At 40.5% G+C, this 21,045-nt stretch carries 26 protein-coding genes; 3 read left to right on the top strand and 23 right to left on the bottom strand.

Annotated features, from left to right (window positions below; all coding sequences use genetic code 11):
* Position 1: 1 nt before the first annotated feature.
* The 20 genes from F3G70_RS08150 to mcrB all read right to left on the bottom strand — a co-directional run bounded on the left by F3G70_RS08150 (position 2) and on the right by mcrB (position 16,433).
* Complete coding sequence (locus F3G70_RS08150; protein WP_149732214.1) at positions 2-928, bottom strand: NADH-quinone oxidoreductase subunit B family protein; 927 nt, start codon at positions 926-928, stop codon at positions 2-4.
* Between the two features lie 16 nt (positions 929-944).
* A complete protein-coding gene (locus tag F3G70_RS08145; RefSeq protein WP_149732213.1) occupies positions 945-1,370 on the bottom strand; it encodes a hydrogenase iron-sulfur subunit in 426 nt (141 codons plus the stop codon).
* Positions 1,371-1,680: 310 nt separating this feature from the next.
* A complete protein-coding gene (locus tag F3G70_RS08140) occupies positions 1,681-2,931 on the bottom strand; it encodes a SufB/SufD family protein (RefSeq protein ID WP_149732212.1) in 1,251 nt (416 codons plus the stop codon).
* Positions 2,900-3,655: an ABC transporter ATP-binding protein gene (locus F3G70_RS08135; RefSeq protein WP_149732211.1), complete on the bottom strand. Its 756-nt coding sequence runs from the start codon at positions 3,653-3,655 to the stop codon at positions 2,900-2,902. The genes F3G70_RS08140 and F3G70_RS08135 overlap by 32 nt, the downstream gene beginning before the upstream one ends.
* A 108-nt stretch (positions 3,656-3,763) precedes the next feature.
* The gene (locus F3G70_RS08130; protein ID WP_058739988.1) at positions 3,764-4,030 is read right to left on the bottom strand and encodes a PRC-barrel domain-containing protein; all 267 of its coding nucleotides are present in this window, start codon (positions 4,028-4,030) and stop codon (positions 3,764-3,766) included.
* A gap of 41 nt (positions 4,031-4,071) precedes the next feature.
* Positions 4,072-4,680, bottom strand: a complete 609-nt coding sequence (locus F3G70_RS08125) for an NTP transferase domain-containing protein (protein WP_149732210.1) — start codon at positions 4,678-4,680, stop codon at positions 4,072-4,074.
* 10 nt (positions 4,681-4,690) lie between these two features.
* Positions 4,691-6,160, bottom strand: coding sequence for a methanogenesis marker 14 protein (locus F3G70_RS08120; RefSeq protein ID WP_149732209.1), 1,470 nt, complete (start codon positions 6,158-6,160; stop codon positions 4,691-4,693).
* A gap of 135 nt (positions 6,161-6,295) precedes the next feature.
* On the bottom strand, positions 6,296-7,228 hold the full coding sequence (gene mtrH / locus F3G70_RS08115) for a tetrahydromethanopterin S-methyltransferase subunit H (RefSeq protein ID WP_149732208.1): 933 nt from the start codon (positions 7,226-7,228) through the stop codon (positions 6,296-6,298).
* 12 nt (positions 7,229-7,240) lie between these two features.
* Positions 7,241-7,495: a tetrahydromethanopterin S-methyltransferase subunit MtrG gene (gene mtrG / locus F3G70_RS08110; protein WP_149732207.1), complete on the bottom strand. Its 255-nt coding sequence runs from the start codon at positions 7,493-7,495 to the stop codon at positions 7,241-7,243.
* An 11-nt stretch (positions 7,496-7,506) separates the two neighbouring features.
* Positions 7,507-7,713, bottom strand: coding sequence for a tetrahydromethanopterin S-methyltransferase subunit F (locus F3G70_RS08105; RefSeq protein ID WP_149732206.1), 207 nt, complete (start codon positions 7,711-7,713; stop codon positions 7,507-7,509).
* Between the two features lie 13 nt (positions 7,714-7,726).
* Positions 7,727-8,440 carry a tetrahydromethanopterin S-methyltransferase subunit A gene (gene mtrA, locus F3G70_RS08100; protein ID WP_149732205.1) on the bottom strand — a complete coding sequence of 238 codons (714 nt, stop codon included), beginning with the start codon at positions 8,438-8,440 and terminating at the stop codon, positions 7,727-7,729.
* Positions 8,441-8,758, bottom strand: a complete 318-nt coding sequence (mtrB, locus tag F3G70_RS08095) for a tetrahydromethanopterin S-methyltransferase subunit MtrB (protein ID WP_149732204.1) — start codon at positions 8,756-8,758, stop codon at positions 8,441-8,443. It lies immediately after the preceding gene.
* A 12-nt stretch (positions 8,759-8,770) separates the two neighbouring features.
* Entirely contained in the window at positions 8,771-9,586 is an 816-nt protein-coding gene (gene mtrC, locus F3G70_RS08090) for a tetrahydromethanopterin S-methyltransferase subunit MtrC (RefSeq protein ID WP_149732203.1), read from the bottom strand.
* A 1-nt stretch (position 9,587) separates the two neighbouring features.
* Positions 9,588-10,289, bottom strand: a complete 702-nt coding sequence (mtrD, locus tag F3G70_RS08085) for a tetrahydromethanopterin S-methyltransferase subunit D (RefSeq protein WP_149732202.1) — start codon at positions 10,287-10,289, stop codon at positions 9,588-9,590.
* 12 nt (positions 10,290-10,301) lie between these two features.
* Positions 10,302-11,318: a tetrahydromethanopterin S-methyltransferase subunit E gene (mtrE, locus tag F3G70_RS08080; RefSeq protein ID WP_149732201.1), complete on the bottom strand. Its 1,017-nt coding sequence runs from the start codon at positions 11,316-11,318 to the stop codon at positions 10,302-10,304.
* A 271-nt stretch (positions 11,319-11,589) separates the two neighbouring features.
* Positions 11,590-13,245, bottom strand: a complete 1,656-nt coding sequence (gene mcrA / locus F3G70_RS08075; RefSeq protein ID WP_149732200.1) for a coenzyme-B sulfoethylthiotransferase subunit alpha — start codon at positions 13,243-13,245, stop codon at positions 11,590-11,592.
* Positions 13,246-13,251: 6 nt separating this feature from the next.
* Positions 13,252-14,010, bottom strand: a complete 759-nt coding sequence (mcrG, locus tag F3G70_RS08070) for a coenzyme-B sulfoethylthiotransferase subunit gamma (protein WP_149732199.1) — start codon at positions 14,008-14,010, stop codon at positions 13,252-13,254.
* A 2-nt stretch (positions 14,011-14,012) separates the two neighbouring features.
* On the bottom strand, positions 14,013-14,612 hold the full coding sequence (gene mcrC / locus F3G70_RS08065) for a methyl-coenzyme M reductase I operon protein C (RefSeq protein WP_149732198.1): 600 nt from the start codon (positions 14,610-14,612) through the stop codon (positions 14,013-14,015).
* A gap of 6 nt (positions 14,613-14,618) precedes the next feature.
* A complete protein-coding gene (gene mcrD, locus F3G70_RS08060; protein WP_149732197.1) occupies positions 14,619-15,068 on the bottom strand; it encodes a methyl-coenzyme M reductase operon protein D in 450 nt (149 codons plus the stop codon).
* A 33-nt stretch (positions 15,069-15,101) separates the two neighbouring features.
* Complete coding sequence (gene mcrB / locus F3G70_RS08055) at positions 15,102-16,433, bottom strand: coenzyme-B sulfoethylthiotransferase subunit beta (RefSeq protein WP_149732196.1); 1,332 nt, start codon at positions 16,431-16,433, stop codon at positions 15,102-15,104.
* Between the two features lie 471 nt (positions 16,434-16,904).
* Between mcrB and mmp10 the strand changes: the two genes are divergently transcribed.
* Positions 16,905-18,149 carry a methyl coenzyme M reductase-arginine methyltransferase Mmp10 gene (mmp10, locus tag F3G70_RS08050; protein ID WP_149732195.1) on the top strand — a complete coding sequence of 415 codons (1,245 nt, stop codon included), beginning with the start codon at positions 16,905-16,907 and terminating at the stop codon, positions 18,147-18,149.
* A 14-nt stretch (positions 18,150-18,163) separates the two neighbouring features.
* On the opposite strand, the gene F3G70_RS08045 is transcribed toward mmp10, so the two are convergent.
* Positions 18,164-19,081 (bottom strand): methanogenesis marker 7 protein, encoded by a 918-nt coding sequence (locus F3G70_RS08045; RefSeq protein WP_149732194.1) that lies wholly within the window; start codon positions 19,079-19,081, stop codon positions 18,164-18,166.
* Between the two features lie 50 nt (positions 19,082-19,131).
* Positions 19,132-19,653: a hypothetical protein gene (locus tag F3G70_RS08040; RefSeq protein WP_149732193.1), complete on the bottom strand. Its 522-nt coding sequence runs from the start codon at positions 19,651-19,653 to the stop codon at positions 19,132-19,134.
* Positions 19,654-19,688: 35 nt separating this feature from the next.
* Here F3G70_RS08040 and comB point away from each other — a divergent pair, with 35 nt between their 5' ends.
* Positions 19,689-20,375, top strand: coding sequence for a 2-phosphosulfolactate phosphatase (gene comB, locus F3G70_RS08035; RefSeq protein ID WP_149732192.1), 687 nt, complete (start codon positions 19,689-19,691; stop codon positions 20,373-20,375).
* Positions 20,372-20,755 carry an HAD family hydrolase gene (locus tag F3G70_RS08030; RefSeq protein WP_149732191.1) on the top strand — a complete coding sequence of 128 codons (384 nt, stop codon included), beginning with the start codon at positions 20,372-20,374 and terminating at the stop codon, positions 20,753-20,755. The genes comB and F3G70_RS08030 overlap by 4 nt, the downstream gene beginning before the upstream one ends.
* Positions 20,756-20,777: 22 nt before the next feature.
* Here F3G70_RS08030 and F3G70_RS08025 read toward each other — a convergent pair.
* A partial coding sequence (locus tag F3G70_RS08025) for a zinc ribbon domain-containing protein (protein WP_149732190.1) occupies positions 20,778-21,045 on the bottom strand: 268 nt, incomplete at its 5' end.

Here is a 21,045-nt window from a genome sequence, read left to right as displayed (position 1 = left end):
TTTATTCTCCTCCTTTTTGCATTTTCATTGGTACTAATGCTGCAGGTAATGTGTAAGAGTAGAAAGTACCTACAATATCATCCAATTGGTCAGCAACAGTTTCAGGATCTACTGTTTTATCTTCGTTTACACCGTAGTCAGATGCGATAGCACTGATCATTTTAGCACCCTGGTCTAATACTTTTGAGGTAGGTCCGTAACATCCTCTACATGGGACGTTAATGGAAGGACATTCTGCACCACATAAGGATACGGTTGCAGGACCCATACATACGAGACCTTGGGAAATCAGACATAAATCAGGTTCTGGAAGACCTACTTCGAATTGTCTTTTAATGAAGTCCATAGCAAGACCTGCCGGTGGTTTTTCTCTAGGACATACTTCACATAAGTTGGTTGCAGGCAATTCAATTGTTTCGCCGTTTAATAAAGCAAGAACTGCTTCAGCTACAACGTCGGAACGTGGTGGGCATCCTGGAATGATCAAGTCAATGTCCATAGCTTCACCGATTGGCCTTACTCTGCTTTCCAGGTGAGGTACGTCTTCGTGAGGAATGACACCTTCTGGGTTTACAGTAGATACGGAGTTAACATATGCTTCTTGGGTTAAGTCATCAACGGTCCATAAGTTACCGAGACCTGGAATACCACCGTAACATGCGCAAGTTCCGTAAGCAATAACCATGTTAGCTTTTTCGTTTAACATTTCAGCTAATTCTCTGTTTTCGTCGTTTCTTATTCCACCTTCTACGATGATGATGTCCAATTCAGGAACTTCATCGTATTTTGTATCCATGAGTACTGGAGAGAATTCAAATTCTGCTAATTCCATTACGTCAATCAAGGATTCGTGGAAATCTGCAATTGATAAGTGGCAACCGGAACAACCGCCAAACCACATAGTTCCTATTTTTACTTTATCTGCCATATTTAACTCCTCCAATCTATCCTTCAGCGTTTAATTGGTCTTTTAATGGAGCTGGACCTAAGTCTTTAATTCTGTTAACCATCATGTTAACGGATTTAGAGAACTTTTCACCTTCGGATGCGGAAATCCAGTCGTGGTGAACTCTTTCTTTTCCAATTCCCATATCTTCAACCAATTTATAAATTAATCTCATTCTACGATCCAATTTGTAGTTACCAGCGTCATAGTGGCAGTCACCCATGTGACATCCTGCTACAAATACACCGTCAGCACCCTCTTTAAATGCTTTTAAGATAAATTGTGGGTCAATTCTTCCTGAACACATTACACGAATAACTCTGATATTCGGTGGGTATTGCATACGTGCAGTACCTGCTGTGTCCGCTCCTCCATAGGAACACCAGTTGCAACAAAACATTACAATTTTTACATCATCAGCCATAGAGTTTTTCCTCCTCTATCAAATTTTTTTATTGTTTTTTCAGTTCCAAAAAAGACATTCCCTAGATATCTTTTCCGAAACACCAATTTTAGAATTTTTTAAAAAATTTTAAAATCGTTTTTTTAAGGCAAAATGTTTAGGCTTGCCTTAATTTCACAATTTATGTACTTTAATGAGCTAGCTCAGCATAACATTAAATGTACTGATAATATATTACTTATTTATAATTAATATAAAGGTTACTTAGAAAAAAAAGTCAAAAAGTTTATATAGTATGAAACAAGTTTTAAAAAAAGAATTGTAAATGGAATTACATTCCATCTACGCTCATATCAATCATCATTTGGGTTTGAGCTGCCAGTTCATCCGGCAAACCGGTAATGTCCATGTTTAAAAAGCCCCTTACAATCATGGACTCCGCATCCTCTTCTGAGATTCCCCTTGAGGTGAGATAGTTGATTTCGTCTTCTGAAATCTTTCCTACGGCCGCTTCGTGAGACATTTCAAGGTTGGCTGAGCTTGCTTCTAACTCAGGAACAGCGTAAATCATGCTGTCGTCGGATAATACCAATCCGTGACATTCGAGGTGTCCCTTGACTCCGGGAACCGTTCCGGAAAGGTGTCCCCTTGAATAGATTTTGGACTCATCCTGTGAGACTGCCCTTGATATGACCTCGCCCTTTGCGTTAGGAGCGTTTAAAAGTACACGTGATCCCACATCAATAATTGAGTCCTTTTTACCGCCCTGAATTGACTGGAAAATAGCCCTTGAGTTTTTACCGTCACAGTATGCTGTAGGATAGGACTGAATGGTTGAAACCGGACTGGTCAGGATGTAGTTGTTGATGTAGGTTGAATCATCCATCAGTTTAACTCCGGTTCTTGGCCTTACTTCAACCTGCTCTGCCCAGTTGTGAACCATGGTAAAAGTGATTTTTGAATTTGGCTTTAAATACATCTCGGAGACTCCGACGTGCATTGCTGATGCGATATCGTCACCCGTTGCACAGCCTGTGATTAAATGTAATTCAGAGTTTTCCTCTGCAATTATGACATTATGTGCAGTCTGCATTACCGCTTCGTCGCCTATGAACATGCAGGCCTGAACCGGCATTACCTCTTTGGTTCCCGGAAGTGATCTTACAAAGTATCCGCTTACGGTTTCTGTTTCCTTTTCCCTTAATGCGGTTTTGGCAGTGTACTTGTCAGCGTCAGGCTTTACAACCTTCCACAGGTAGTCTTCAAGCCATTTGTACTTGTCCATTGCAACTGCCATTCCCATGACCTCGATGGAGTCGGAAATGGAGTTGTTGGTAAAGACGTTGGTCTGATCTACTTGGAGAAAAGAACCTGAACGGTTATTTTCTTCGGTATCGACACCTACTTTTAAAAGAGTATTTTTGGTCTTTTTGTCAACGTCATCCAAATCATCAAGCAAGTCCAAAGCGTTAACAGCTTCATCTGAGAAGTTTTCAATAGTGACATCTGCCCCGATGGCAGCTTTCTTATTTATAGCCCTTTCGGCATCCTCATAAACATTGCGCACACTCAACACATCCATTAAATCCATTTTTCCTAATATCTTCAAGAATCTCTGTAGGGTTACCTGAACAGGAAATGACGCCGTTCATCAGAACGTGAGCCTTATCGGCACTTACGAAGTTTAAAATATATCCCAGGTGAGTAATTAAAAGTCCGCTTCTTTTCCTGCTTCTCGGAGGCTTGTCCTTGTCTAAAAGAGTTCCGATTTCAGAAGCTAACAATTCTACGTTTTCAATGTCAACGCCTGAGTCCGGCTCGTCAAACATAGTAAAGTCAGGCATCTGTGCCAGAAGCTGTAAAATCTCAGACCTTTTGACTTCCCCTCCTGAAAATCCGAAGTTGACATCTCTGTCTAAAAACTCGTCGCTGAACTTTAATTGCTTTGCAAGTTCCTGCATCCTAGGGTTTAAATCCTCATCCATGTCCTGATGGGATTCGATTTTTAATAAATCCCTTACAGAAACACCCCTTATTGAAGGAGGGGACTGGAAGCTTACGCCGATTCCCAGCTGAACCCTTTCGGCAGTTGTAAGACCGGTAATGTCCTGGCCTTTAAATTTTATGCTTCCCTTTACGACATCGTATTGCGGGAAACCTAGAATAGTTAAGAATAAGGTACTTTTTCCTGCGCCGTTCGGGCCTAGAAGAACATGGGTTTCACCTTCAGCAATTGAAAGGTTAATATCATTTAAAATTCTTTTTCCGCCTACCTCAACGGCTAAATTTTCAATTTCAAGTAACATCATTATCACCAAATCTTTTTAATTAATTTTTATAAATCAAACTATAAATAAGTTAATATAACATTGTTTTATCAATGCTTGAAAAAAATAAGAGTATAACTGAAAGGATTATTCAGTTACGATAATGAACTCGCCGACTTTTTCCACTTTTGCGAAAGGAACAAGCAACAGGTCTCCGTTTCTTTTGGCGCCTTTTACGTGGATATTGCGGTCAGCTTCTACACGGATAGCGATATCAACGATTTTACCGGTTTTTTCGTTGATAATGAGTTCATCCAAAACGCCCAGGATACGTGCGTTGTTGGTTGCCACCTGGTAGTTTCTAATTTCGCTCCATAATTTTTCTTCTCTTTTAGGAATCTGTTTGTTTTCCATTAAATCACCTGATAAAAATATTAAATTTAATTATATATTATCTATATGCATTCATTATATTTAAAAGTATATTTGTCAGCAACACTTGCATCCTGAAGGGTATTGATATTAAATGCCAATTCCTCTTTTTCAATTACGAGCTGCGTCTCATCCTGAATCCTGTCAATGCTTTTAAGGACGTTGACGCCGACGGGAACGAGACCCTGGTATTCGTATTCGTATTTAAGACCCAAATCGTTGAAGACAGTTACCGGTATTAAGGTTGACAATGCCTCCTTTCCGCTTTTAAAATACTGCTTCAGGATGTAGTCGATGCATTCACCTTTGATGAATGGCAAATCGGCGTTTATGAAAAGCAGAATGTCTTCAGTGGATTTTTTTTCGAAACTTTTAAGTATTAAGGACAAATCATTCAGATAGTCGACGCCCGGAGTATCGAGAATTTCATAGTTTAACTTCTTAACGTATTCCTCGGTTTCGGGAGCGTTTGGACTCGTTGCAATAATCGTTTTTTCGATCAATTTAGATGAATTTATATTGTCAAGTACGTATTTAATCAATGGTTTATTGTGTAATTTAAAAAGAGGTTTTTCGACTGGAGTTTCAAGGCGTGTTCCTCTACCTCCAGCCATCACAACAGCATAAATCATGAAAAAACCACTAGGCGAATTTTCCTCCGGCCATTTTCATACGGTCTTTAAGGATGCATCTTCCGCCCTGTTTTCCTCCGATAGGAACTTTTGGAGTACCCATGGAATTCATACATCTGGCCATGATTGCAGAACCTAAAGCGAGACCGTCTTCAACGAAAACTACGCTTTCGAACTTGTCCTGAACGGCTTCTAAAATGAGTTCAGGCTTGCGTCCGGTGATTCCTGCACGTCCTGTAATTCCCAAAGCAGATCCTGGGATGATTACGTTTTCGGCAAATGCAACGTCAAGAACTCTAGTTACGATATTGGTACTTACGTAGTCTAGAGTAGATAATAAGGTACCCAATCCGTCCTCGTCATAGAACTGCTTACCGAGTTCAGTGAGTTCAGGCAGCTTGTCACCGTTGAAACCGACATCACATCCGATTAGAGTGGTTCCGGCATTAGCTGCGGCTTCAGGATTGACCGGAACGGTTCCGAACCTTTCAACGTCCATCGGTACTTTTTGAATGTTGATTAATTTGTGAGCTTCAAGTGCGTTTGCTTCGGCTTTCTTCTTGTCAGCCTTTTTGGCGGCCTTTTCATTATAGATATCAATGGCTGCACCGTTTTTCATGTCAATTTTACCGGTACCACGTGCCAATGCGTCGCTTACAACACCAGCAAGACCTAAAAAGTTTCCGACAGTGTTTGCGTAAGGCTCATTGTCATTGACGATACGGCCTGCGAGTGTTGAACCGAAATCCAGTGAAACGCAAGGGTTTCTGTAGTCGACATCAGTCCATTTTGCACCCAGCTTGATACCTGCAGTAACGAGCTCCCCTTCCATTTCGTTTGCAACGGTTTCCTTACCTTCCGGAGGAACTACACTTACAACAGCACCGTCAAATAATATATTTTCCAGAAGTGAGTGCTTTTGAAGTCTTTCAGGAAGCTGTGAGATGCTCATTGCAGGAGACATCTTACGAGGTGGAATGTCGGCTTCAAGACATCCGTCAGCAAGTGCGATAATTAACTGACCGGCTTCCTCAGCGGTTGCAAAACCTGCGGTTACCCCGGTTGACCTTACGACGAAATCAAGATCCTCATCCTTGTCAACGTTACATTTCTTCAATGCTTCTAAAACAGTATCTCTGATCAGTTCGGTTACGGCCTCTTTAGACAATTCAATGCCCCATACAGTCTTACCGAAAACATCTTCATTTGCCTTTGGCTTTCTGATGTCACGTGTCATCTTGACCGTTTTATTTAAAAGATAGGACTCGCTCGTATTCAGATTGGTGGCCATTACAATACATTTGGTTGTAGTGTTACCCAGTTCAACTGAAGCAGTTACATAAAAAACATCAGGCTTTTTTACAGCTCCGGGAGCTGCAGGACCTGCCCTCTGCGCCCTCAACATATCCAGGTTTCCCTCTTTGGAATGGGCAATGATAGGCTTTGGACCTTTGCTAAAAATTTTACTTAAAAAAGACATTATTCAACCTCTCCAAAATTTAAAGTTAAATAATAATCTATTGTTAAGATAATATAAATCTTGTTAAAAAAAGTTAGAAAAAAATAAAAAAAGTGGATTAGATGATAAGAATCATCTAACCGGGACCCTATATATCTATAATAATTTGTTAATTGGGTGGTCTTCGACAGGTTCGGTACCGATATCTTTTGCTGCTTCAGCAATCATGATATCTGCCATACCACATGCTGGGAATGCGATTCTTGCGTTTTCGATAGGTCCGAAAAGAACGAAGTCTCCACCAGCCATTTGCTGAACAATGTTTGAACCGATATCACAAACAGGCCATGCTTCTTTGTGTTCTTTTTTGTATCCTCTTAACCAGTCCCATGCAGATGGAACGTTGTGAATACCGGATCCTACTGGGTAACCCCATTTAGCTTTTACAGCGAAGGAGGTCCTTACTGCAGGTCCTGCACCTTGACCTAATGGAGTAACTGCTACGTCCATCCATGGTTTGGTGATTCCACATTCGTCAGCCATTTCGAGAATACCTTGGTCGATTACAGATCCACCGGTTTCCCAGATTTCGATTTTTCCTTCTACACCAGGAGTCATTGGGTTGAATCCTAAGAGAATGGATGCGTCGATGTCGGAGTTTTTAACTGCTTCAATTTCACCAGGTTCTGCAGCCATACTTAAAGAGTTGTATACAGCCCTTTCAGCTAATCCGACTTCCTGTACGTATTCTACACCTGCGATTTTTGCTGCAGCTGCAGTTGAGTCGATAAGGAAAGGTTTGTCACAGTTGTCCCCTACGAATTCCAGGTATTTTACCATAGCTTCTGCGGTAGCACCGAATGTTTGTACAACACAAGGGTTTCCTGTTACGTCAGACATTTCCTCCATGGTTTTAATTCTTTCATCAGCAGCGTCTTTATCAAAAGTACCTGCTTTTTCATCACTAATAATTTTGTGTCCGCCGTAAAAGATAGTTCCTGCTAAAACGGTAGGGTATTCACCAGGTTGTCCTCCCATTTTTACTCCAGCAATATCTACGACGAGTTGTTCTTTATCAAATCTTAACATGTTATAATCCTCCTATAAAAGACCAGCCAGTAATGTTTGAAACATTGCTATGGCACCAAATTTTATAGATACTATCAATATAAATAATCCAAGTATAATACCGTATAATATTCCAACGTCCCTTCCGCTTTGTTGGCCTAAACGTTGGTAATATTCACCTACTGTGAAATCAACTTTTTCTTCAGCAGCATCTAATTTTGCGAGTAAAGGGTTGAAATCATCAGGAGATACCATTACTTGAGGTACTGAATTTTCTTCGTCACTCATTTAAAACACCTCTATAATCCACAAAACATTGCAATGTAAGGTATAACTACGACTAAAAGGAGTGCAATGCAAATTCCTAAAGCAATTCCTTTTACTCTGGTTGCAAGTAATCCTGCGAAGAGTTTACCTTCTCTTGCGATCAGTTTTGAACTGTATTCAGCATCATCGGAAGCATTTCTAATTCCACTTACAATAGGTTTGTTTGAAATTTCTACCATAATTAATACCTCCTTATATCAAGAATAAAAATCCAATCACTAAAGTGAAGATTAAACCGATCATTATACCTTGGACTTTACCAGCGTAATTTCCGGCCATGTTCCTTTGAACAGCACCGACCATTGCGATTTTGGTATTGATATTTCTGATTCTGGATTCAATAAGTGCGGTTTCAGCAGAAACAACTCTGATAGCTTCACCAGTATCTTCATCATCACCGTCTTCATCTACGGAAATAACCATAGCTTCTTCTTCGAAAGCACCTGGATCTTTTTCTACACATTCATTAATTTTTGATTGAATAGCTCCGATATCTTCAGTGTCGATTAAATCGATGATTTCCAATTGTTGCTGGAATCTTTCAACACCGTCGAGTGGAACGTTTTCTACGAAAGGAATAGCACCGGTTGCACCAATGATCTTTTTCTTTTCCGGGTCAGCACCGTTTTCGTGCAGCGCCTTGAAACTTTGACCGGTAATGTGGCCTTGCACTTCAGCGCCGGCTAAAATCAAGAAACGGATGTTAGGATTAGAAATAATATTAGCAACAACTTTTTCTATACCTAAGTTTTCAGTTTTACATGGGCCTGCAATAGCTGCTCCAGATAATTCAGCTTCAATGTGTGAAGCCAATGTGGTTACTGCAACAGGGCTTTCAGGATCACCTACAATGTAATCCCCACTGATAACCGGCCAGCCGTCTGCAGGAGCTTTTTTATCAGCCATCTAGATACCCCCTATTGATAATGCAGCAAATATAATCAATGAAGCAATCAAGAATCCGTATACCATGTTAGTTAACATACCTGCAGTAATGTAAGAGCCTTCCCTTCCTGGGAAAGATCCGGCAGGGCTTGAATAAGGATCTAAAGATGCCATCAATTCGTCTGCTGCTGCTTCTACTTTATCAACACTTTCAGCAACATCATCCATAGATAGGAGAACAATTCCTGAACCTAAAGATGATCCGATAATCCCAGTAACTGGGTCATAAGCGAAATTCATTTCAGGTACAATCTGTACCATAGGTAACATTTGAGCCATACTCGATTCCTCCTATTCCTCTACATTAGGCCATAATCCAGCCCATCTTGTTGATGCCGCATCATTGCATGAAGCAGTTACGAATGCTCTGAATGAAATTACCCAACCGATTAAACCGACTATTAATACAATAGCCCATCCGAGTCCACCACTGATTGAGGACATGATACCTACAATAGTCATGGATAAGAATGCGGTTGAAGCAGCACATTTTAAAGTTCTGACTTGATCTTCGTTAGGTCCTAAACATGCGTTGAATGGGTGTTGGATAGCCATAGTACATAAGATAAATAATACGGCGATATAACCACTAGCAACAACATTTTCATAAATTGCAGTCATGTCATAACTACCTGCGATAGCAACTGAGAATCCTAAAATGGATAAACATGCAGCGCCGGCAATTTCGATAGTACATTGAAGCATGATTGGGATTTTCATACCGACAATCTTAGTTGCGATGATAGCAATGATTGCACCAATGATAACTGCAATGACAAAAGCAGCTACAGGTCCGAGAATACCCATCTTTAAAATGGATGCTAAACTGATACCTGCGCATGTTGAGATGACACCGACAGATAATGACATGTATCCGATAGATGGTACACCAGTACCTAAACCGTAACTTGCTACTCTACGAATAGCATCTGCTCCCCATACGATTGCGAGAACAGCACCAATACCTGCAATAACTGAACCTATAGTTTCATTTAAAAAGCCTGATACGTATATACAAAGTAATCCTCCGACGATACCTGCGATTAAAAGGTGTGTTGAATTAATTGCACCTGCAGCTGCACCGTCAGCACTTCCACCAGCAGACATTTTAGATACCTCCAGTTAAAATAATACAGAAAATTCCGAGTACAACAGATGCAATACCACAAGCTAATGCACCAGTACCGATTCTTTTGAATTTAGGGTCGTGCATACCTTCGATAGTACCACCAATGTTATATGAAGCGATAACAGAGTTGATAAAGAAGACGCCTACACCTAAAATTGCAGCTAAACCAACGCTTACAGCAGGATCGGAAATAAAAGTACTGTCCTGAACAGCCTGATAGATTCCGTAGTAGACTAATCCACCACCGAAACCACCGAAGAATCCACCGATAAGACCACTTACGAATGAAGTTAATGGTACACCGTGACCTTCAGTACCAGGGGTTTTGTATGCTTCCTGGTTACGTTTGGTAATCCAGTCAACATTTACTTTTGATGCAGCAGGTACGATACCTACACCGAAGATGTAGATGAAGTTTGCAATGAGCATTGTAATACCCATCATGATCATAGCACCTATTGCACCGCCTATACCTACTATATAGAATGGTTCACCAGTCATAGTTGCAGCAGTAATTAAACCTGTTAAACCTGCACCAGCAGCTAACATAGCAGTACCGGTACCTACACCAGTAGCTGTTGCCATAGCTGCAGGAGCACCTCCTACAGGAATAAAGTGCACACCTGCACCAATCATAATACCGCCTATTGCGATGAATAAAATTAAACTAATTGGATCCATAAGAAAACCTCCTTATTCTTCACCAGCTTCTTCAGCTTCAGCTTCTTCTTCAGGAGCTTCTTCTGCTTCTTCTGCAACTTCTTCAGCTGGAGCTTCTTCTGCAGGAGCTGCTTCTGGTTCAGCAGAAGCTTCTAATGCACCTTCATCATATGCTCCGTATTTGTTCCTTGCAAATACTTCTAATCTGTCATCCATGATAATTAATAAGATAATGATGATAATACCTACAATGATTCCGCCGTATAAACCGAATACGACAGTGTTCCAGAAACTGAAGAACACAACGAGACCGAAACAGAAACCTGTTAAAGGTCCACCGAATTTAGCACAGAAGTTTACAACGTCCATAGAGTTTTTAGCACCTAATGGAGCTTTAGTAACAATATCCCCTTGAATAGCTACAGGGGTACCTCCACCAAATTCAAATTTCTGATATTCACTTTCTGCACCGTAGTGAACGTCCCCGGTTGAGGAACCGATAGCTCCTAAAGCAATACCCCAAAGCATAGCTAAGAGAGGTAATGGGAATACGTGTAACGGGTTAGAAGTACCTAGTGGAATAGTCATTAAGTAAGAAATTCCAACTATACAAAAACTAGTTATAAATCCGTGACCAGCGATTGGTCCTAAGGATTGTGTTAAAACATCCATAAACAATGGTTGTTCGAATTGTGATTGACCGACAATCCTACCCATGTGGGATGTAACAGTATAAATAGAGTGAACACAAGCAGCGACAGCAGCACCGATTGCAATAGCAATAACAGGGAATCCTGGAATTGCACCGAACATGGTAATTAATATATATGCAACAGCACCAGCTACACCACACCAAACACCATAAGCGACCGGTTCACCAGAGGCCGCCTTGTTAATCATACGGTGTAAATGTCCCATCTGTGGAGCAAGTTGAACTTGTGAGTTAGGGTTACTTTGAGAACCGATATCGGATTCCAAATCCTCAGCAGCTCCCCCAATAGTTGCAACTGCACCCATCAATGCAACAACACCTAATGTTATAGGGTCCATAATTTTTTTCCTCCATATTTTTTATTAAATTGATCATTTAATAAACGTGAAATGATTTTTGTTCCATACAAAAACCAAGTAATAAATTATTACTCATTATAACCTTTGTTAATATTATGAATATAAATCTTTTGATATTTTTCAAGCAAACTTGAATACTATATATAATAATATCAATATCTCTTTATTTAAATGTTTTGAAAATCAAGTATACTTGATTTTTATAAAAGTGGGATAGGTGAAAAAATCACCTATCGCCGTGTTCAACTATTTATTTTGCTGGGGTAATAGCAGTTCTTTCACCAGCAGGTTCGAATTCTCTTAATGCACCTTTAGCAAATTCTTCACGTACTTTACCGAAGTCAAAGACTAAGTTTTTGTCAGCAAATGCGATTTTTATTAATGGGTTGAAAGCCCAAGCGTCTCCACGAGCGGAGTGAGGTGCTTGTGCGATACCAGCGTATTCACCTTGGTGTCCTACGTTCATTGCGTAGTTAGGGTAGTTAGGTCCTCTCATTTCGAGTGGTAAACCTTCATCGTTTCTGATGGAGAATACGTTAGCTGCACCACATTGATCTTGCAAGTCGAAACCGTAGAATCCTAATCTGGAGTGTTGTTCTTTGTGTAAGTACATAGCTAAGTACCATGCGCTTAAACCAGTTTGAGCGTTACCGGTAGCAAATGCAGTAGATGCACCAGCAGCTGCGGAAATAACGGATGCTCTTTGAGATCCACCGAAGTGAGTTTCGAGTAAAGCTGGGTATTCTTCGTATTGTTCTAATGCGTAGAATGCTACTTCAGTACCTACATCAAGAACGGTGTCCATGTTGTTAGGTGCTGCGCATAAGTCTCCGTATTTGTCTTCGACATAGTCTTTACCGTAGTAGGTGAAGTCGTCTAAAACGTTATCGGTGTATGCTGCGGTAGCATATTGAGTGAATCCTACACCACCAGACATGTAAGAACCTAACCAGATTTGGTCGTATAAAGCAGCACCTAAAGCTACTACTTCTAAGGTTGATCTTACAGGGTCGTCTGGGTATGCTCTGGAACCTTGACAGATATCTGCCATGAATCCGAATGGAACTCCACCAAGTTCGTTTTCTGCTCTTGCCCTTCTTACAGGTAAGTAGGTACCCATGTGGATAACTTCTGCGTGTTTGGATGCATATGCGAAGTCACCGGTAGCACCTTCACCAGCACACTGGTTGTATGCTGAAATCATTGACATACCGATTTGCATAGCAGACCATCTGGAGGTGTTACCTCCGTCACAGACTCTTCCAACGATGGATGGAATTCTTACAGCTTGCCAAATAGCTCCGCCAACTTCAGCTTTTAAAGCTTCAGCTTGTTCTTCAGGGAACTCTTTGTTGATGTCTAAAACGAATGCTGAGTCGATTTCGTCAGCTAATTCGTCGTCACCGGTAAATACTTTTACATAGGAATCTTGTACGATCAGTGGGTCAGTTTCTACCATGTGTTCTTGAACTACTGCTGCACCAGGCATAGCGTGGTTTACAGTTTCTAAGTAGTTTGTAATGGTTTCAGGAGTAACTTCAATACCTAACCTTTTTTCGAGAACGTTGTGTGCGGTGTTTAAACCTACAATAACGGTTCTTCTGATGTCGTCCCATGCTTGTTGGATAGCTGCGTTGTTGATGTAGTGTAAATCGTCACCTTCTACAAAAGTGTCGGTAGTAGATAATTGGTAGGACATTAAAGCTCTTTGTCCTAAAGGAGAACCAATGTCTGGGTTGTACATTGGGATTCCTCTTTTTTCAGCGATTTCTTTTCCTTCATTAACAAATGCAGTTTTTCTTTCGGATTGGGTCCAACCGCCCATGTTATAGAACTGGGTCCTTTTTTCGGTTGGATCTTCAACGAATTTCTTTTTCATTGCATCTAAGAATTTTTTATCAGCCATGTTAATCTACCATCCTGCTTCTGGATTGAATGCACCAAAGGATCTGGACACGTGAATTCTTTGACAGACTTTTACAGCGTCTACGTCGTCTTTGTATGCTTCACCATCTATTCTGTAAATAGTGGTTTTTGCTCTTAAAGTTTCTTCGTCTAATGGTTCACCTAAAATAACAGGTTCGTCCAATTCTTTACCGATTTGGTCTTTAACCATTTCGACTTTTCCGGTTTCTTTGTTGAATACTTGTCTTCTGAGCATATCAAACATTAAACCGTTTTCATCTAATCTTAAGGAGTGACCGTGTACACTTCCACCTCTGATACCGGTTCTTGCGGTATCGAAGTATTCAGTTTCTAATAAGATTTTGGATAATTTTTCAATATCCCTTTCTCTTGCTTCGACTACTTGTCTTCCTGATAAGGTACCGGTATCGATTCCTCTAAATCTGGATAAGTAAGATCTAGCTCTTAAGAAAGGTTGAGCTGGAGCGAAGTACATGGAGTCTACGAATTGAATGTATCTAATTCTGTCTCCTGCTTTTGCACCGTCGATTGGTGCTACTAATTCTCTTACACTGTCATCTGGCTCATCCATTTCGTCTAATGGTGGGTGAACTGATTTGTATTCTTCACCTGGAGCTTTATGACCTAATATTTTTACTACGTCTTCATCAGAGATTTCTCTTAACTTTTCTAACTCGTATTCAGGGTTAGTGAAGTTTCTTCTGTTTTGAGCAACCTGAGAAGTACCTGGATAAATTTGTACCATAATTATGCATCTCCTAATGCTAATTTAACTTTTCTAATAATTTCATCTAATTTTTCCTGTGAAATTGTTTGTCCTCGGATAACACCCGTAACAACGTCATCGATAGTGCCTATGGTCTTAATGTTGTCCTCTGTTGGCATGACCTTGGAAGTCTTAACGCCTATCTTGGCGAAATCTTCGCAGTCAACCGGTGATTCGCATATGATAATGCAGTGTTTGTCAACGTTCCTTAAAATCAACCTTGCCTTGTAAATCAAGTGATTTGCAACTCCTCCCAAGTGGATTACGAGCAACTTGAAGTTTTGCATCTGTTCCACTTCCTTGTCAGTGAGACCGAATAATGTTCCCCCTGAAGCAGGAGCGTCGCTTGGAACACCCGCACCGGCATTCAAAACCATAGTGCTTGTCAAAACATTAGCTTCACGCAGGCCGAAAGTGATTTCGCAAACGGGCTTGGTAATGTGTCTGCGTCCAGGAGACATGGCCACTGCGCATACGTCAGTACCGCATTCGGCAAAAGTGCCCCTTTGAGCAAGGCTTCCGCCTTTTCCCATTCCGCTTGTTTCCCTGCAGTCAACTACGTGAGTACAACGTCCTATCATGTTAATCTAGTCATCCTTTTTAATAATGTTCACATGGTCATCGAATTTTGAATATTGGTCCGTCATTCCTACCAGATCGTCCGGCAGTTCGGAATCTCCATACTTGATTTTGTCAGTGACAGTCTTCTGTTTCCTGATATAGTTGGACCTGTCCTGATTGATGTCAAAACCGTATGGGATGTGTCTTTCACAGATTTCCTCAACGTCCTTGATTGTAGATTCCATCGTTATTTCAAGGAAGATTCTTGCGGTCTTAACCTGCAAGACAACGTCCTCTCCATTAACCTGTATGACTCTACGTTCCCTGTATTTTTCAGGTAAAGTGGCTTCACCCTTAGGGAATCTAGGACCGTGAATAACTGTTCTTTTAACGTCATCCAATGATTCCAAGTCGTTCAACAACTTTTCAGTCGTGTCGCTTCCAAGAACCCTGTAAGGAAAGATTTCAATATCCATGTTCTGACCTACAAATTAGATATTTCAAATTAATTAGATGTCACCTTTAATTTCATCAGCTGCGATTGCAACAGCGTTGATAGGTTCTCTAAATTCATCAATTTTACTGTATACTTCTTTAATTAAACCAGAAGTTGCTTCTGGTGAAAAGAGCTGTGTTCCTGCATCTAAGGACATAGCAGCAGCTACACAAGGGATACAGAATCCTTTACTGTGTCTGGTTACAACGTGGTTACCGTTGAACAAACCAGGACCTCCACCACCGTAAATGGAGTGAGAGAAGAATGAGAATCCTACAGCTACACCTTCTGCTCTACCGTAGTCGAGACCAGGTAAACCGGTTGCGAATTCAAGGTTGTCATTGAAGTATAATAAAGTGGATGGAATACCTTGAGCAGCACGAGCAGCACCGACGTTGACCATGGTTGCAGCTACAGCACCAGCAGCAGCGTATGCGTTCCATTTAGCAGCGTCGTCAGTGTTGTAAATAGCGAAATCGGTTAATTGTTCTTGAGGAGCAATTACGCCGTCAGCTTCTGCACGAGCAATGATTGCTTGTACGATAGTTCCAACAGTACCTTCTGCACCGTTTTCTTTTACTAAGTCATATACTAAGTTATCTGCGTTTAAACCTTGGTAAGCTAAACCTAATAAGTGTAATCTTTCGAATGAACCTAATGCGTCTGCCATTTCAAACATAGCGGTTTGTTCAAAGATTGCAGCTAATGCGGTAGCTTGGAAAGTGTTTTTCAAGGTAGCAGCAGCGAAGTCGTTTGCTTTTACGTTTCTTAAACCGTAACCTGCACCTTCGAGCTTTTGTGGAATGTCTAACATGGTTGCAATGTTGGATCCTTTGTAGTCTACAGATTGTGGGTATCTACCTAATACTGCAGCTTTTACGAAGTTTGCATCGTAGATATCAACATCACAAATGTCGATAACGGATTGTACTAAAGCGGAAGCGGTTGATAATGGAGCTGCGGAGTATTCAGCACCAACGTCGATTCTTTTGGTTGGTACTTGTACTAATAACCTTTTTCCTCCGGAAATAGGTTCTACAACAGTATCATCGCCTTCTGAAACTTGAATAATACCTTTCATTTTGTCTGCGATTGCTTCTGCGTTATCTACAATAGCGAGATCTAATTCTCTACCTAAGATTCTAGATTTGTCTCCACCAACAGATGCTGTTTTAACAGATTTTTCGAGTCCTTCTAAGTTTACTGCAACGGTTCTTTTAACACCTTTTACAATTTTTTGTATTGCAGGGTTCCTTAACGGACTGATAGCTTCGATTGGTACGTCAGATGCAATTTCGTTGCCTCTATCATCGAATAAATCGATTTTATCATCAAACTTTGCCATTTTTTCCCTCCTAAATAAATAGAGTTTAACTAATATACCACTCTCAATGGAGATGCTATCCCCAAATTGAGTAAAGCTACAAAGATAGTCTTTGCATATAGCTAGCCATATGGTATACAAATTTATCTTTAATTAAGATATAATATAAAGATTACCCCTAAGAATTTATAGAAAAGTTTATAAAGTATAATAATAGAATTTGCAATTAAGAAAAATGAGTTCAAAAGTATTACTTTTCAATATTTCAATATAATAATGAAATCCCATAAATTAATTTAAAAAGCTGTTTTATAAAATTCAAATGAAAAAATCAGATATAAATCAAAGTTTCAGGCATTAATTACTTTTCATTTTTAAAACGATTATTTTTCCTTAATTAATACTTTTTATATCCTGAGTAATAAATAATACTTTTTGTAATACTCTAATCAACAATCATATTTATATAAAAAAATAACAAAATTTTAAATCATGCATGTTGTAGCGGATGTTGGAGGAATACCTGGAAAGGACTGTAACGGTTTTTGCAAATACTGTTACTTCAGAAAGGTAAAGGAAATTAAAGTGTTTGGCTGTGCACACTGTCTTCCCAATAAAGTAGGCTGTGAGAGATGTTCAAAAGGAGTTGCGGACTCACAAAGCGAATTCAAAAGCCCCTTTGAAGTCATGAACTCCGTTCAAACCGCAGTGATGATGAACATGGGCGCAGGCGAAGTGATAGCCGACATCAGCGGAGGCGGAGACATAAGCTGCTATCCGCATCTTGAATCATTAACCGCCCAATTAAAGCAGTTCTCGATAAAGTCACACCTCGGGTACAGCTGCGGCAAGGGAATAAGCGACAGGGAAGTTGCAAGCAGATTGATTAATAACGGCGTTGAGGAAGCGACGTTCACCGTCTTTTCAACCGATCCCGTACTTCGCCATAAGTGGGTAAAGGACAAATACACCGAAGAGGCTCTCGGCGCGTGCAAGATATTCTGCGAAAACATAAAGCTTACCGGAGCGGCCGTGATAATCCCTGGCGTCAATGACGGAGATGTCTTAAGACAGACATGCAATGACCTGGAGGAGTGGGGAGCAAAAGGATTTATTTTAATGAGGTTTGCAAACACCTTCAACGAAGGACTTATTTTGGGAAACGAACCCATCTTGAAGGGACATGAATCCCAGCCAATCGATGAATTCGCTCAGATGGTAAAGGATTTAAATAATGAATATAACTTCAGAATTACCGGAACTCCACTGTGCGATCCCGAAACCGGCGGACCGTTTGCAATAGCTAAAGACGAAAACCAGATATTCCTGCAGTTCATAAAGCCGGTAACCGGAGAGGCGACATTAATAACTTCAAAAATAGCCGCACCATACATTCAAAACATTTTCGATAAATTAGAAGTCGACAGCGTCAATGTCGTTGCCGTTGAAAAGGAAATTGCCTGCCTTATAACAAAAGAGGACTTGGAAAACTTGGACCTAAGCGAAATCAAGGATGCCGTAATACTTCCGGGAAGATCATTCGTTCACCAGATTGATGCCGAAAGGATTTTGAGCGCCGACGGAGTTGACCGTTTAGTGGGACGTGGCCCGGACACATTAACTGTGGACGGCGAGCTGAGCATTGACATGACAGACGAGAATGTCATAGAAAGAGAGCTTGAAGACTTCAATGATTTGGTGGATGCAATCAATTTCTACGGAATGAGAATGCTTTAAAAAAAAGAAAGATTTTAGTTCTCGATAAGAGAACTTTCACTATTTATTTTAACCAGAATGTAGTCATACATCTGGGATTTTTTAATGTCTGCGATTTCAGACAGTTTCTTGCCGTCAATTACAACGTTTTCAATTGCTTCATGGTATTTGTCGTAATCGAGCTTTACGCGAACGCCGTCAAGCTGTGAAGTAACCGGTGCAGGAGAGATAACGTCCTTTACTTCAGGAACCTGATTTTCAATTGCGTTTTTAACGACTATTGATGGCACGAGCGGTGGATCCATGCTCATTTCACGTTTTTTATTATTTAAAATCTCTTCAACGGTTTCGACAAGCTTTTCAAGAGCCCTGATGTCCGGACCTCTTCTCAATCTTCTAGGAATCCTTCCGAGGTCTCCGACATATGCGTCAGCTCCCGGAAGCTCCTCGACAGGAATGTCCGGTGAGCCGGTAACGATTACAGGAATGTCAATGTCATCATATAAGAATGATTTTGTTTTAATGCAGGTTTCAAAGCTTCCGAGGGCGAAAATGGCAATGTCATGCTCTTCAATCAATTGCTTTTCCCTTTCTGAAATGCCTGAAGTTCCCTTTCCGTCACCCCTTGCAAGACCTACCATGTTATCTTTTGCACCGTATTCACGCAGATATTCTGATATGTCACATGCGGCGTGAGGCAGGTGGTGCCTTGCAAGCGTCGGGGACACAATGGCTATTTCGGAACCTGCCATTGGCGCTACGCTGATTTTTGCCAAAAGCTCTTTTGCTTTTTCTTCAACTCGAGCAACGTCATTTAAGGGAACGGCCATGCTTAAAACAAGCTCCATCTGCAAAACATTGTCCTGAAGAATGAAACCGCCCAAGTCTTCAATCAGTTCCCTCATTTCATCGCTTCTGTGAACTCCACCGGTAAACGTTAATGTTTCATACATAACTATCTCTCACATAAAGTCTATATTATTAATAATTTATCGGCCTTAATCTATATTAATTTTTCCAAAATGGCGTATCTCACTTCAATCCTTTCAAATGGATTTTTGCTGACGAAGCCGTGGGAAGGGATTTCAATCAATTCAGAGCCTTCTTCGTCGATTTTGTCCTTCACGTAATCCGGATAAATTGCATAGTCGTAATTCCCGTCATCTATCTTAAAGCCGATGTTTAGGATAATGTCTTTTAGGAAATTGGAATAGACCTTAACCCTAACATGAGAATTGTCATGGTCTTCAAGATACTTCAGACACAAGCCATATCCGTTAAAGAACTCTAAAATCTCATCATCTGAGAGTTCATGGCCCGTCAGTTTGGAAACTTCCCTTATGCTTTCAAACAATTGCCTTGGAGTGTTGAGCTTGATGGCCATTGAATCCATTTCAACCTTGCTTTCAGAAAACAAAATAGCCAAGTCACCCTCTTCCATATCGGGGTTTTTGTTGAGCTTATACTCATTAATGCCGGCAAGCCTTACAACTTCCTCACACATCGGTGTCGTAACGATTTTCATAGTATATAATATATTAAAAAGCCTAATATATAACTATGAAAGTTACATTAAGTTTTGAAGAAACTTCATCAAGCGACGTTTCCATAATGGTTGACGTTTTAAGGGCGAGCACCACGATTACGGCCGCCTTGGACAAGTTTTCAAAAATCATTCCCTGCTTTACGCCGGAAGATGCTTTTAAGCTTAAAAGTGAAGTTGGAGGAGTCATTGCGGGCGAAAGAAAGGGCGCTAAAATCGAAGGATTCGACATCGGAAACTCACCGACGGCAATCAATGATTTCAGTACCGATGCTGATACGTTAATATTAACGACGAGCAACGGAACCCGAATACTTGAGAAAATGAACTCAACTGTTTTAATCGGATGTTTGAATAACGCCGAGGCCGTTGCAGAAGCAAGTTTAAAAGTGGCCGAAAGCCATATCGATTTGGTAATGGCTGGTGTGTGGGAGAAATTCGCCATTGAAGACTTTCTGGCTGCAGGTGAAATAATTCATCAAATATCTAAGAAATGTGAGGAATGCGAAATCAGCGAGTATGCAAAATCAGCAGTCCTTGCAAGCAGAGATTTTGAAGAGGTAAAAAAGGCATTTTACGAATCAACCTCAGGAAACAAGCTTAAAGGCCTCGGATATGAAGATGACATTGCCTACAGTTTAGCCAAAAACTCCTCAAAAAATGTTGGAATCTATGAAAATAACATTATCAAGGTTTTATTATGAAAAAGCTGGCAATTTTTGATTTTGACGGAACGATACTGGATTCAGCAGCTGACGTTATATCCTGCTTTAACGAAGCGTTAAGCGTTAACGGTTTTAAAACATTAACGGACGATGAATATCTTGAAAAATTAGGAGGAAACATCGACCAGACAGTATCGCTAATCCTGAAAGATGAAAACACGATTGAAAATATGGAGCTTATCAAAAATACTTATAGGGAAATCTATAACAGCTCAGAAAAGGAAAATACAAAGCCATTTGAAGGCGTTCATGAAACTCTAAAAAGCTTAGAGGAAAAGGGAATTCTTTTGGCAATCGATTCAAACAGATCAACAGAATCATTGAACCTCCCCGACCTTTTAGAGGTCGGGGATTCCTAGATTTTTTTTGCTTAATAGTCTATTAAGTCTGAACTAGGCTATCCCCGTCGCACCAACGGTTCAGTATATTAATTGCGGCATTTACATCCCTATCAAGTATTTTTCCACACTTCGGACACATCCATTCCCGTTCTTTTACATCCAAATCTTCATTGATGTGTTGGCAGTGGTGGCATGTTTTGCTTGTATTTTTTGCGTTTGTGAATTGTACACCGTCTGCTTCGGGTTTGTAGAGTTGGAATTTATCTTTAAGTCTTTGTATGAATCTCGATAGAGGAAATATCATGTTT

The sequence above is a fragment of the Methanobrevibacter millerae genome (assembly GCF_900103415.1).
Taxonomy (GTDB): Archaea; Methanobacteriota; Methanobacteria; order Methanobacteriales; family Methanobacteriaceae; genus Methanocatella; species Methanocatella millerae.
This window is presented reverse-complemented; position numbering and strand designations above follow the sequence as displayed.